12 protein-coding genes are annotated in these 13581 nt (G+C 44.4%); 4 read left to right on the forward strand and 8 right to left on the reverse strand.

The features are described 5' to 3' along the window. Positions 1–6: 6 nt before the first annotated feature. The 7 genes from phnE (I8J31_RS20290) to I8J31_RS20320 all read right to left on the reverse strand — a co-directional run bounded on the left by phnE (I8J31_RS20290) (position 7) and on the right by I8J31_RS20320 (position 8173). Positions 7–807 (reverse strand): phosphonate ABC transporter, permease protein PhnE, encoded by an 801-nt coding sequence (gene phnE, locus I8J31_RS20290; RefSeq protein ID WP_199470406.1) that lies wholly within the window; start codon positions 805–807, stop codon positions 7–9. An 18-nt stretch (positions 808–825) separates the two neighbouring features. Continuing rightward, a complete protein-coding gene (gene phnE / locus I8J31_RS20295) occupies positions 826–1620 on the reverse strand; it encodes a phosphonate ABC transporter, permease protein PhnE (RefSeq protein ID WP_199470407.1) in 795 nt (264 codons plus the stop codon). Beyond that, a complete protein-coding gene (phnC, locus tag I8J31_RS20300; RefSeq protein ID WP_199470408.1) occupies positions 1608–2393 on the reverse strand; it encodes a phosphonate ABC transporter ATP-binding protein in 786 nt (261 codons plus the stop codon). Before phnC ends, phnE (I8J31_RS20295) begins: the two co-directional genes overlap by 13 nt. Before the next feature lie 88 nt (positions 2394–2481). Then, positions 2482–3528, reverse strand: coding sequence for a phosphate/phosphite/phosphonate ABC transporter substrate-binding protein (gene phnD, locus I8J31_RS20305; RefSeq protein ID WP_199470409.1), 1047 nt, complete (start codon positions 3526–3528; stop codon positions 2482–2484). A gap of 414 nt (positions 3529–3942) precedes the next feature. Further along, positions 3943–5292 (reverse strand): sigma-54-dependent transcriptional regulator, encoded by a 1350-nt coding sequence (locus I8J31_RS20310; protein ID WP_199470410.1) that lies wholly within the window; start codon positions 5290–5292, stop codon positions 3943–3945. Positions 5293–5295: 3 nt separating this feature from the next. Further along, a complete protein-coding gene (locus I8J31_RS20315; protein ID WP_199470411.1) occupies positions 5296–7197 on the reverse strand; it encodes a sensor histidine kinase in 1902 nt (633 codons plus the stop codon). Between the two features lie 205 nt (positions 7198–7402). Further along, positions 7403–8173, reverse strand: coding sequence for a class II aldolase/adducin family protein (locus I8J31_RS20320; RefSeq protein ID WP_199470412.1), 771 nt, complete (start codon positions 8171–8173; stop codon positions 7403–7405). 133 nt (positions 8174–8306) lie between these two features. Here I8J31_RS20320 and I8J31_RS20325 point away from each other — a divergent pair, with 133 nt between their 5' ends. Then, entirely contained in the window at positions 8307–9257 is a 951-nt protein-coding gene (locus tag I8J31_RS20325) for a LysR family transcriptional regulator (protein WP_199470413.1), read from the forward strand. A gap of 76 nt (positions 9258–9333) precedes the next feature. Here the strand turns inward: I8J31_RS20325 and I8J31_RS20330 are convergent, their stop codons facing one another. Then, a complete protein-coding gene (locus I8J31_RS20330) occupies positions 9334–9489 on the reverse strand; it encodes a hypothetical protein (RefSeq protein WP_199470414.1) in 156 nt (51 codons plus the stop codon). Between the two features lie 707 nt (positions 9490–10196). On the opposite strand from I8J31_RS20330, the gene I8J31_RS20335 reads away from it, so the two are divergent. Genes I8J31_RS20335 through I8J31_RS20345 form a run of 3 tightly spaced genes read left to right on the forward strand, consistent with a single transcriptional unit; the run spans position 10197 to position 13478 of the window. Then, positions 10197–11456, forward strand: coding sequence for a hypothetical protein (locus tag I8J31_RS20335; protein WP_199470415.1), 1260 nt, complete (start codon positions 10197–10199; stop codon positions 11454–11456). A gap of 2 nt (positions 11457–11458) precedes the next feature. After that, entirely contained in the window at positions 11459–11887 is a 429-nt protein-coding gene (locus I8J31_RS20340; RefSeq protein ID WP_199470416.1) for a hypothetical protein, read from the forward strand. Then, complete coding sequence (locus tag I8J31_RS20345) at positions 11877–13478, forward strand: sensor domain-containing diguanylate cyclase (protein WP_199470417.1); 1602 nt, start codon at positions 11877–11879, stop codon at positions 13476–13478. The genes I8J31_RS20340 and I8J31_RS20345 overlap by 11 nt, the downstream gene beginning before the upstream one ends. Positions 13479–13581 lie beyond the last annotated feature (103 nt).

The following is a 13581-nucleotide window of genomic DNA, read 5'->3' on the forward strand; positions in this document are numbered from 1 at the left end:
GCTCGCTTAAAGCAGTTTTTTACGAATATTCACCACCAGTATTTCCGCCAATATCACTACCACGAAGATGGCGAGCAGGGCCATGGAGACCCGTTGCCATTGGAACAGGTTCATCGAATCGTTCAGCACCACGCCAATTCCCCCTGCACCGACCAGTCCAAGTACTGCAGACTCCCGCACATTGATGTCCCAACGGAATAAGACAATGCTGAAAAAAGCCGGTAATACCTGTGGCCAGTAGCCTTTCAGTAACACTGTCATCCACGAAGCGCCGGTGGCTCTGAGGGCTTCTACGGAACCCATGTTGACTTCTTCCAATGCTTCCGCCAATAGCTTGCCGACAAAGCCGACGGAGCGTAGGGCAATGGCCAGCACCCCCGCAATCACGCCGGGGCCGAAGATGGCAACAAACAACAGTGCCCAGACCAAGGAATTCACGGAACGGGAAGACACCAAGAAGAAACGAGCAATCCAGTGGCTCCATGGGGAGGAACTGATGTTGCTGGCATTCATTAGGGCCAATGGAATGGCAAAAATCAGCGTTAATAGTGTGCCTAGGGTGGCAATGTTGAGGGTTTCAATGATGGCACCGTGCACTGTAATCGGATAATAGGACCAGTCTAGGGGCCACATACGACCGAATAGGTCGGCCATTTGCTGAGGAGCATCATAGAAGAATTCTGGAATGACTTCGACGGTGCGCAGGGATTGCACCATGGCCAATACTAAAACCAAATAGACGCTATAGCGTGATAGTTTTTGCTTTAGGGTAAAGCGCTGCCAGTGATGATCAATTGGACTTTGCATGGTTTACTTCCTTCTGGCTTAGCGGAAAATACGGCGCACTATGTTAGAGAGCAATTCTCCAAACATGATGAGCGCAATAATGGTGATTAAAATGGCCGCAACAAAATCATAGTCAAAGCGTTGAAAAGCTGAGAATAGAGTGCCACCTAAGCCGCCTGCACCGACAATGCCTACCATGGTGGAATTACGTAAGTTGGAGTCTAACTGGTAGGTCGAAAAACCGATAAAGCGCGAAAATACCTGCGGCATGACGGAAAACAGAATCACACTGGCAAAGCCCGCACCCGTGGCACGAATGGCTTCTACTTGCTTAAGCGAGATCTCTTCAATGGCTTCGGCAAACAGTTTGGCAATAAAGCCGATGGAAGCAACCACCAAGGTGAGAATGCCCGCTAAAGGGCCAAAACCAACACTTTTGACGAATAAAATGGCGATGATCACAGGATGGAAAGTGCGGCACAGGGCGATAAAACCGCGCACCGGTATGCTGACCCAGTTGGGCATCATATTGCGTGCGGCAAACAGTCCTAGAAAAAGCGATAAAACAATACCAAAGAAGCTGGCGATAACCGCCATCTCTAGGCTTTCAGCCAGACCACCTAGCAAGAGTTCCCAGCGGCTAAAATTCGGCGGAAACATGCGTCCTAGTAGCGTATTAGCATGGCCTAAGCCATCTTCTATACGAGCCCAGCTGAGTCCCATGGCATTGAATGAATAAACCAAGTAAATGGCGACGACTAGCCATATTCCACGGATAGACCAATTGGCTTTGAACGGATTTTCTGGCGTGCTTGAGGTGTCTAAACGAGCCATGACTCACCTCCATAGATTTGTTTCAAATGGTCGTCGGTAATGCCTTCTGGAGGACCGTCATAGACGATGACGCCTTCACTCATACCAATCATGCGTTTAGCAAAGCGTCGCGCCAGTTTGACATCGTGGATGTTCACCAAGGCTGGAATGTCTTTTTCTGAAGAAAATAATTCCAATAGTTCCATGATCTCGACCGCAGTTTTTGGGTCGAGGGAAGACGTCGGTTCATCGGCGAGTAGAATACGTGGGTTTTGCATGACCGCGCGGGCAATGCCAACCCTTTGGCGTTGACCACCGGATAAGCTGTCTGCGCGCTTGTTGGCATGTTCTGCTAGACCAACCGAGTTTAATAATTCGAATGCGGTATTAATGTCTTGTTGTGAGAAGTTGCGACGCCATGCTTGCCACGCTGACATATAGCCAAGGCGTCCGGTTAGCACGTTTTCGATCACGGTTAAGCGTTCAACCAAATTGTATTCTTGAAAGACCATGCCGATCTTGCAGCGTAGGGCACGAAGCTGTTGTCCTTTCGCTTGGGACAAGTCTTGATCATCAAACCGTATTTCTCCCGCCGTTGGGTCAATCAGGCGGTTGATACAGCGTAGTAGAGTACTTTTACCTGTGCCTGATGGTCCGATAATAGCGACAATGCCCGGCTCGGTAATATCAAAGTCGATGCCTTTTAAAATAGGGTTGCCCGCGGTGTATTCTTTTTGTAGGCCACGGATGGCGAGATAGGAATCTTTATTAGCAAGGGGCTGCGTTGAAGACATATTCATTTCCTGCAAGCATTAGAGGGTTGAACAACCTGTGATATGACAGGTTGTTCAACAGCAGTTATTAAAGGATTGAAAGGACGATTTAGCTTTTCGCTTTTGACTCTTTGGCTAATTTCGCAGCACGTTTTTTGGCTGCTTTAGCGGCGTCTTTTTCAGCGAGTTTTTGTAGACCCGTTTTGCTGTAAGCCGTACCGGTTGCGTGGGCAATGTCACGAATGACTTTCCAATCTTCCTTGTAGGTAATGGGGAAGAAACGATCCGCGCCACCAAAGGTTGCTTGCATGTCTTTTGAGAAACGGAAAGAGAAGAAGGCCTCTTTGATTTTCTCTGCTAGCTCTGGTTTTAGGTCATGAGCATAACCGAATGCCGAGGTTGGGAATCGAGGGCTGGTGTAGATAATGCGGAAGTCTTTTTGTTGGATACGGCCCGCATCAATCATGCGATGAAACACATCCGATGCCACTGGTGCCGCATCGTAGTCTCCAGATAACACGCCCATGATAGATTGGTCGTGTTTGCCTGAGTATTTCACTTGGTAGTCTTTATCTGGGGTAATGCCCAAGTTAGGTAGCAAGGCTCTTGGTGCTAGGTTACCCGAGTTAGATGACGCCGAAGTGTGTGCAATAACACGGCCTTTCAGGTCAGCTAATTCCTTGATATCACTGTCTGTGCGAGTAATAACGATCAGATTATACCCTTGGAAGGACTCTGCTGTGCCTTTCACTGCAATAGGCACATAGCCCCCTAAGTTAACGGCATAGCCAGTTGGTCCAGTAGAGAAGCCAGCAATGTGTAATCGGCCAGAACGAATCGCTTCTACTTCCGCGGCGTTTGAATGTACTGTGTAGTAAATGACTTTTTTGCCTGTTTTTTCACTTAGGTATTGTTGGAATTCATGGAAAGCGTCTTTGTAGACGGCTGGGTCTTCAACTGGTGTATAGGTAAATACTAATGTGCTAGGGTCACGCCATTGGCTAGAGTCTTTCGGCGTGTCGGCAACTAGATCCTTGTTTTCATCACAAAATTTTTCATCCAGAACGCCACGGTAGCTACAGTCGGCAGCGAAAACGCTGGCACTTAGCAGTAGGGAGCTTGTGAGTAGTAGTCCAGTTACGAGTTTATTTGGCATTATTTTTATCCTCATTACGTATTGAGTTACACGACTACTGCGCTTGCTAATACTTTGTTAAAAATAGACTTAAAATGCTCATTTATAACTTATAAACTCCGCTTTCTCGTCTATTTTTGCCTCGTCTTTGCTGCGCTCGTGAGATCGTGTAGATCTCTTATATTGTTATTTTTATCACCGTCTGGGAGGTTCCGTTGTCGGAGATGTATCGCACTTTTTCTAACGTTAAGCTCATATTAAGCTGATTAGACCTAGAGCAAAGCGAGTGCCAGTTATATAAAATGCAATAAAATCAAGTGGTTATGTTTCTCTTTTGGTTTTAGCTTGGTGTTATAAGTCACAAGTGTCTTATTAGAAGTTGCAAAATGAGACACTTGTGTCCTTTTTGTTGGCTTTTTATCTACAAGCTAGCCGTTAGCGAAATGTCTGTTTATCGAGTTGGTACTTCTTCATTTTGCGGTATAAGGTTTTGCGCGATAGGTCGAGTAATTCTGCCGCTTCGTTCAATTGGCCTTGCGTTGCCCGTAAGCCTTCTATTAATAATTGCCGCTCGAATTGTTCCATGCGCTCTTCATAGCGGCCAATATCATTCTGCTTGATGGTTTCTAGGGAGGCTTCACTGATGCCCAAAACGAAACGGTCGGCGGCATTTTTTAACTCGCGCACATTACCCGGCCATGAATGCTGTAGCAAGTAATTGACATAGCCAGATGTCAGCTCAGGTGGTGGGCGGTTAAAGCGCTGGGCGGCTTGGGCGATGTAGTAATAAAATAGTGGCAAGACATCTTCTGGACGTTCTTTCAATGGCGGGATGGTGAGGCTGGCGACATTGAGCCGATAGAATAGGTCTTTACGGAAAGAGCCGTCTTCGCTCAGTTGTGCGAGGTCGTCTTTACTGGCTGCGATGACTGTAATGTCGATGGCGATGGGCATGGTGCTGCCGACTCGTTCAATGGTTCTGTCCTGTAAGACGCGCAGCAATTTTATTTGCGCAGACAGGGGCATGGTTTCAATTTCGTCTAGGAATAGGGTGCCGCCGTTAGCGGCTTCTATTTTACCAATGTGGCGTTTATTCGCACCGGTGAAGGAGCCGGCTTCGTGCCCAAAAAGTTCGCTTTCGATCAGGCTTTCACTCATGCCGCCACAGTTGATGGCGATAAAACGTTGTTTTTGGCGCAAGCTGAATTCGTGCAATGCTCTGGCGACCACATCCTTCCCGCAGCCTGTTTCACCGTAAATAATGGTATCTACATTGGCTTGGGCCAAGGCCGGAATTTGCTGGCGAATGGCTTTTATCGCGGCGGATTCACCGATAATAAAGTTTTCTAACTCTGCATGTTGCGCAAGGTCTTCTTTTAGGTCTCGGTTTTCAAGCACTAAACGGCGCTTTTCTATGGCTCTCTGCAGTTGGCAAATGAGTTTTTCGGGGTCGAGCGGTTTTTCTAAAAAATCATAGGCACCTTCTTTCATGGCTTCAATTGCCATGGGGATATCACCGTGCCCACTCATTAATAAGATGGGAATATCCCCATCGAGCTTTTGAATGTGTTGCAATAACTCAAGGCCATTCATTTGTGGCATTTTGACATCACTCAGCACCACCACAGGACTGTTTGTTGTTAAAAAGGCTAGGGCTTTAGAGGCTTGTTTAAAAACATTAACTTGAAATTTTTCTAGCTCCAACATTTCTGTTAGTGCTTCTAGAATGGATTGATCATCATCAATAATGACGATTTGAATCGTTTTATTGGTATTTTGATTCATAGTTTACTCCGCATGTTGCAGTGCTAAGGTGAAGCAGCTGCCCTGGCCAATTTTTGATGTAACACGTATTTGCCCCCCAAAATCTTGGATGATGTTGTAACTGATGGATAGGCCTAATCCGAGACCTTTACCGACTTCTTTTTGGGTGAAAAACGGGTCGAAAATCTGCTTTAAACTGTCTGTACTGATGCCGCAGCCAGTGTCTTTAATTTGAATATTTACCCATTGCTTATCTTGCTCGACGCGAATTTGAATACGTTGCTCTTCAGCTTCTGATAGGGCATCAATGGCGTTGCTTAGTAAATTAACCAGTATCTGCTCTAGGCGAATGGGTTCGGCCCAGACATGGAGTTTGTCTACGTTGAGATTAGGGGAAGCTTGATATTCTATTTGACAGCCATGATCCCTAAACGAGGTGGTCATTAATTCAATCGTATCTTCGATAACAGCATGCAAAAGCACAGGGCTTAATTCGGTGCCTGCTTCCCGAGCAAAGGCTTTTAGATGGCGGGTAATACCCGCTATTTTGTCGAGTAATTGGCGAATTTTTTGTAGGTTAATGTGAGCCTTGTCTAATTGCTTTGTTTCTATATGGCGTCTGGCGGTATGCAAATAACTGGCAATGGCGGTGAGTGGTTGGTTGATCTCATGGGTGATACCGACGCTGAGTTGCCCAAGGGCGGCCAGCTTTCCGGCCTGTACTAGTTCGGATTGCGTGGCTTTTAGTTGCGCCTCGGCAGCGACGCGCTCTTCTATTTCTGCGGCTAACTTTTGATTAGTACGTTCCACCTCGATAGCCGTGCTCTGAAAATGCTTTAAGTCCCGGGCCATGCTGGCGACTTCATCATCACCAATGATTTGAATATCGGTGTTTAGTTGCGAGTTAGCAATGGCGCGCATGTTTTTTTGCAGGGCTAAAATCCGCTCAAGCACGTTACGGCGCACGTAAAACCATGACACGGCACACGCCACGGCGAGGCTGATTAAAGACAGCAGTAACACATTGCGGATACTGGCTTTGATCAGCTTAATGGCGTTATTCAGTGAGTCACTAATACTGACGTTGGTTTGGTTGGTGTATTGGTTAATCTGTACCGCCAGTTGCTGAATATGGGTTTGGCTGTTTGCTAGGAAAAAACTTTGCTGATAGCGCAATTCGAGTTCTTCATTTTTTAATTGAAATAAGTCGCCTTGGCGTGAGCTAAGTGCCAATAAGGTTTCTATGTCTTCGGCGAACGGCGCAGACAAGGGTTTGATTAGATGTAGCTGTTGTTGGACCTGTTGGCCTAATGCTTCTAAGCGTAGGAAGGTGTAATCCAGCTCATTGAAAGATTGGTCGTTGCTGACCTTTTCGATAAGGCCAGCAAAGTAATACAGACTTTGCTCTATGATTTCCTGTGCTTCCGAGTGGGGTAATTGGTTGAGACGAGGAATCAGCGTTTGAAAAAACGGAAAGATAGTTAAGCTGTGGCGAGTGAGTTCGCTGCGTACTTCTTCGCGCTTTTCAACGCTTTGATTGAGTAGTGCCAAGTTGTTTTGGATCTGTGTGATTAACTCAACAAAGTAGCGATTATAATCCGGTAAAGTGCGCATGAGAGCGTCCATATCCTTGATGGCACCCTGCAGAGCCGTCATGGCTTGTTGGCGTTCGACATTGGAGTCTGCGGTGACTAACAGCGGCGCCGTGGCGACGATTAAACGGTTTTTATCATTCAACCGTGCGGCGGCATCTAGGCCGGGAATGTCTTGATATTTTAGTAATGACAGGCGATCGCTCAGGTCAAGATAGGTCTGTGTTGTTAGGCCACTGGCGAGCAAGGTGATGGATGAAATCAGTACAAAGGCGAGAAATAAACGCCCACCAATGCCGACTTGGCGCAACCATGAAAAAGCAGGGAGGCTCATATTAATAGACTCTTTTTTATTATTGTTTTGGCTTCATTTGAGTGGGGTAATGGAAGAAACATGCCAACCAATAATACCGCCAAACTTAGACTTGGCGTACATACTGCGGACAAAAATGTCCCATAGCAAGTGTCATTGAGGAATCATTTGTTAGCAAAAAGCCCCCTAGGAAGTCTCCTAAGGGGCTTTTGTTTGTGCTGTGAGTTTAGTGTCTAAAAGATGGATCTTGTTTTTCAATAAGGCGTTTCATGGCGGCAAACACATCTTCACCGGCACCGAATTTAGGGTCAAAGTTAAGCGATTGAGCGGTGCATTTTTTACAAATTTTTTCTGGAATTTGGCGCACAGCACCCATCGACATGGACGCCATTTGCACTTCACAGGCACGGTTAACCAACCACATGAGCGAGAAAGCCTGAGCAAGTGAGGCACCCATGACCACTGGGCCATGGTTGCGTAGCATCAACAGTGGTTTGCCACCTGCACTGTCTAGAATACGCTGACCTTCGTCCATGTGCAGGGTGATGCCTTCAAAGTCATGGTAGGCGACTTTGTCCCACAGTTGTGCTGAGTAGAAGTTGCTGTAGGACAGGCCGTCTTCGAGGCAACAAACAGCCAGTGTTGGTGTGGTGTGTACGTGCATGACACAGTGTGCGCCTTCTACCTTTTCATGGATGGCACTATGAAAAGTAAATCCAGCTGGGTTAATCGGCCAATCAGAATGACCAATTATGTTGCCTTGTAGATCGACTTTTACCAAATTAGAAGCAGTGACTTCGCTGTAGTGAAGACCAAATGGGTTGATCAAAAAATGGTCGTCTTCGCTGGGAACACGCAATGAAATATGGTTGTAGATGGATTCGTCCCATTTTAAGTGAACAAAAATACGGTACATGGCCGCTAGGTCAACGCGGGCTTTCCATTCTGCATCGCTAAAGCGGTCTGGGTGTTCATAGTTAGGAGTGGTAGCAGACATCTTGGCTCTCTTTAGATTTATTGGGTTATTGTTTTATTAACATGTTAAATAAAGGTCTGGCTATAAAAAACCAAAATGATTATGGTATAGCTCTATATTTTTTATGTAGCCATTTGAATGGTATTGATTAATTATGAACAGTAAACAGCTTTTATTCTTCCTTAAAACTGCGGAGTTAAACAGTATCGCGGCGGCGGCACGGGCTCTCGAGGTTGCTCAACCTAGTATTAGTTTACAGCTTGAAAACTTAGAGCATGAGCTTGGCACCAGTTTGTTTGATCGTAGCTTTCGCGGTGTGGTATTGACGGAAAGTGGGCTGATTTTTAAAGCCCATGCCGAGTCGATCATTCGCCAAGTTGAGCAAGCTAAGCTGGATGTGCACCAATTTGAACGAGAGCCCACGGGGCAGTTGTCGATAGGTATGACGCAACCTATAGGTAATATTATTTCCGTTCCTCTATTAGCTCTAGTTGAGCAGCGCTACCCAAATATTAAGCTAGAACTCTATACAGGATTGTCCTATAGCCTTTCTAATCAACTTTTAGCGGGGGAAATAGACATTGCGATTTCTTCTCCTGATGGCAGTGATGTTAGTCAGATCCGTCAGCATAAGTTGTTTCGTGAAAAGCTGTTTCTTTCAATGGGCATGGAACCGAAAGTGACTGCCCATAAGGCCCTAAGAAAACAATCGACCATTCGCTTTGAAGAGCTGGCGAAACATGAGGTGATTGTCACGGGTGAGCGAGATTCGCTCGGTTATATTTTGCGCCAATATGAAGAGCGAATAGGTATGAAAGTGCCCCATAAACCCGCTTTTGGTCAGTTGATGACGACCTTGCGTTATGTGGTTGATGGTTACGGTATGTTGTTGTCGCCGACGTCGGCTTTTTACCATTTACAGCCAGTGGGTCAGATTCATGCCTTGGAAATTACTGAGCCAACATTATGGCGCGATGTCTATGTTTCGACTGCTGCAAACCGGCCTGAAACGGCCATGTTAAGGGCCATTATGCCGCTGATTCAGCAAGTCACTAAAGCCGAGTTTGAATCTGGTCGCTGGCAAGGTGAATTAGACAGCGAATAGGTCGTTGAGAAGTGGGTGTTGGTAAGCCGTTTTAATCGACCTACCAACGGGGAGAAAACAACGTTTAATAGGTGGTTTAGAGGTCGCAACCACTCCAGTCAACATGTGAAGCACCGCCTACTGCTGTGGTAGGAAGCTTACTTAAAGGATTGGAAATCATTAGTACTTTAAAAGTAGATGATAGTTTGTTTAATGCTTGTTTGATTAATGTTGTGAATGCGATTTTAGTCATGGTTGGTTTCCCCTTATGTAAGTTACCAGCGCATATTAGTAGGTCAATTTTGCAGCAACAACCTATCTATTTTCATCGATAAGATGAAAAAAACTCACCTTACAAAGGTGGTGTATAAAGTAACACATTCCCCGTTGTTCTTGCTCATTTCAGGGGCTAACCTCTTTAAATATAGGCTTTTTTCGTGTTTTTTGGGTTATTGGTTCTGATACCTCCGATACATAGGTTGAATCAGGCCAAACATAGTTTTAGTGAAAACCTTGTTTCTGTGTGGCATCTGCTTGTCTTCTTTATATAGCAAGGTATCAGAAACGCTTTATAGCGAAATAGGCTATGAAACGGTTAGTATTAAGGTGGTTAAGAATAGTGGCAATGTACTGACTACATAATTGGCTATGTGTATTGTTTGAAATCAGTATTATCTAAGTCAAAGCAGCCTTGCCTTTGATACTTTGAGGGGAGGTTTGCTCGCAGTACAGCTTGGTGAAATTTGATATCGTTTATTTATGTTTGAATGGCCTGAATAGCTGGTATGAGAGTTTGCAGGCTTTAAGTTACTGATCTTCTGATCTATGGCAAGTGTGCAGTTATTCTTGAGCTCTATGAACTAAACAGTATATGCTGCATGTAGTTAAAAATTTCGGTGGAATTTCAGACACTTGTAATTATTCTTGTGTGGTTAAACCGAGATATAAATGAGGCTACCTATGTTATACAGGCACATTCCGTTATTTATAGTCGTTTTGGTTTTCATGTCAGGGCATGCTAAAGCCGACGGCTTGAATATTGATTTCAGTGGTTTTGCTACCCTGAATATGAGCTACAGCGATAACGCTGATGTTGGTTTTAGCTCAAATTACCTGAATCGCAGCGACACTGGTTTCTCATTGAGTCGCGATTCTCTATTGGGTGGTCAAGCCAATATTTCGATGAGTCATGATTGGGATGCCGTTGTTCAAGGTGTATATCAAGACCGCTCAGTTAAATCCTTCGATAATTTTTTAGAATTGGGTTTTGTACGTTACCGCCCTCAGCGTAATTGGAGCATTAGGGCGGGTAGAATCAATAGTGATATATATCTGTTGTCTGAATACCCTCACGTAGGGTATGCCTATTTATGGGCTCGTCCTCCCCATGCGTATTATTCATTTGCTTCGACAACTGGTCACTATGATGGTGTGGATGTGGAATACAATAATCAAGTGGGCGATGGTTTCTTACGAATCAAGCTTGCAGTAGGAGAGACGACACCAACATTAATGGCCTCGGATGAAGAGCTTTCTGTCACTTTTGACGATTTATATACACTGAGTGCCGTGTATTTAAAGGATGAATGGACTTTTAGGGCTGCAACCTCTCGGTCTAAAATCTCGGACTTTAAATCTCCCCCTTTTAATACTTTAATTGATGGTTTGAATTCTGTTCCAAGCAATGTTTGGTCCCAAGCGGCTGAATTTTCTCACGGATTTGAATCTCAGCATCACACGATAAATTATTCCGCGTTGGGATTAACTTACGACAATTTCGATTGGTTAATCCAGACTGAAATTGGCACGACCACTTCAGACTGGATGGTGGCTCCATCCAATATTAGTGGTTACCTTAGTATTGGTTACCGAGTAAATGAAGTCACGTATTTTGGTGGTATGTCTGTCGCTAAAAACAAAAAAGATACGACAGATGTGGTAACGCCGGAATTAGCTTATTTACCTGAACAGCAACAAGCCGCTATTCGGCAGCTTATTAATAATACCGAATACGCGATAAATCGCTCGGTTGTTGATCAAAAAAGTTTTAATTTAGGGGCTAAATGGTATTACTCCGATAAGGTGGTGCTTAAAGTACAGGCTGACCACTTTATTATTCAGCCAAGAGGTGGGGCTTTATGGGACATTGATACATCAACGGATATTGAGACTGAGCACAATGTTAATTTAGTTAGCTTAAGCGTCAGCGTGGTATTTTAATCATGGCCTTAATTAAACTTATCTCCCTAAGCTTATTGTTACTCAGTTTGCCTGGCTATGCTGAGGAACTTGTGGTCGTAGTAAATAAAGACAATGCTATTAGTGCTCTGTCTAAACAAGAGGTCATTGATATCTATATGGGCCGTTATGTGACCTTTCCTGATGGGAAAAATGCCAAGCCTTTAGATTTACCTGCTCGATCTTCATTAAAAAATGAATTTTATCTGAAACTGGTTAACCAAAATGAGCGAAAAATCAATGCATACTGGGCGAGGCTATTGTTTTCAGGACGTGCTAAACCACCGGTGTCAATGACGTCTGTTAATGAAGTGTTAGGTCATTTGAGAGTGTCGGAATTTACGCTTGCGTATATTCCTGAATCGGAACTGATAGATGCGGTTAAAGTGGTATATAGATTAGATGAAAATTAGTCAAAAGCTTTATGTTCGAGTGGCCTTATCTATTGCTGTTGTGGCTTTGTTGGTGTCGTTTGCTACTTCGTTTTTTTCGTATGTGTCAGGCTTGGAAGAAAAGAGAGCAACGAATTATTCTCTTGTGGAGCAACTTGCACAAACCATGCAGACGACAGCGGCTATTTCTGCTTATTTAGCGGATGTTGAGCTTGGAACTGAAATCATGAACGGCTTATTGGGGAATGACCTAGTGAAAGGCGTTAGCCTTTCGGGCAAACCGGATATGATGATTATTCAAGGGGAAGTTAGAGGGGAACCTGAAAAAATTTCTATCAAGCTTATGCACCCTTTTATACCAGGAAATCAAATAGGGTTACTCACCTTATACCCAGACGATGTTTATATTCAGCATCAGGCCCAGAGCGCCAGTAAAAAAGAAGTCTTTTTGATGATGTTACACTCTTTTATCATCATCTTTTTTGTCTCTATTGTGGTGCATCAAAGGTTGAGTCGACCATTACAAAAACTGACGGATGAGTTCGCCAAAATAGACCCCCGTATGCCGCAGACCATGCAGATGCTCGGTGTCAAAAAAGGCAAAAAGGATGAAATCAGTCGGATGATTATGGGCATCAACTCTTTGATGCGTGAACTACAATTAACGATTAATAACGAAAGAGAATTAAGAACAAAAACTCAAGAATTAGAAACACGTTTTCGCTTAATTTTTGAGCAGGCGAGTGCCGGCATATGCTTGATTAATGAAGAGAACATTATTACGACCTATAACCCAGCATTTGAAGCACATTTCATCGAACAGGGACAAACAGAAATACCTTCGTTAAATTTCCCCGTGTTATTAAATGATGTCGATAAACTGCCGGAGCTATTACAGGTAATAAGAAACAAGGAAGATGACGTTGAGCAACTGACGTTAGACGTTGAATATACGGTAGGTCAAAAAACAAAATGGATACATTGTTTGTTTGCTAAATTAACGGAACAGCGTGATTCTGTCGGGAAAAATCAAGATATCCTAATAGAAGTGATAGTACATGATGTGACAGAGCGTGCTGAAAAAGAATTTCAAACCCGTTTTGAAGCCGACCATGACGCATTAACCCAATTATTTAATCGACGAGCCGGTGAGAGAGAGCTCAAAAAAGCTTTATCTGATGGCATCGAAAAAGATAATCAACTTGTATTGATGATGGTTGATTTAGATAAGTTTAAACCGGTGAACGACAATTTTGGTCATGATGCTGGTGACAAAGTTTTGATTGAAGTGGGGCGACGTATAAAAAGTCGTTTTGGTTCAACCGCCGATATCTGTATTCGTTGGGGGGGGGATGAGTTTGTGATTGCCCGTCAAGTTGACTCTTTTGACCGAGAAAACTTTCTCTCACAAGCACAAGACATGTTGGACGGCATTGAACAGCCAATCCAACTTAATGAAGAGGAAGTTTGTCATATCAGTGCCAGCATTGGCATTGTAATAGGCCCGCAAGACGGCAAAGTGTTAGAGGAGCTTATGATTCATGCCGATCAGACCATGTATCAGGTAAAAGAGCATGGTCGAGGACACGTTGCGTTCTTTAAAAAGGCATAAAGTGAACTAGGGGACGACTAGGTAAAGCTAGCTTTGCTTAGTGTAACCTTGCTTTGGTCTGTCGCCAGTTTTGTAATCCAGTTTCATACAGACGTGACCTTGG

It is taken from the genome of Marinomonas transparens (genome assembly GCF_016463975.1).
GTDB lineage: Bacteria > Pseudomonadota > Gammaproteobacteria > Pseudomonadales > Marinomonadaceae > Marinomonas > Marinomonas transparens.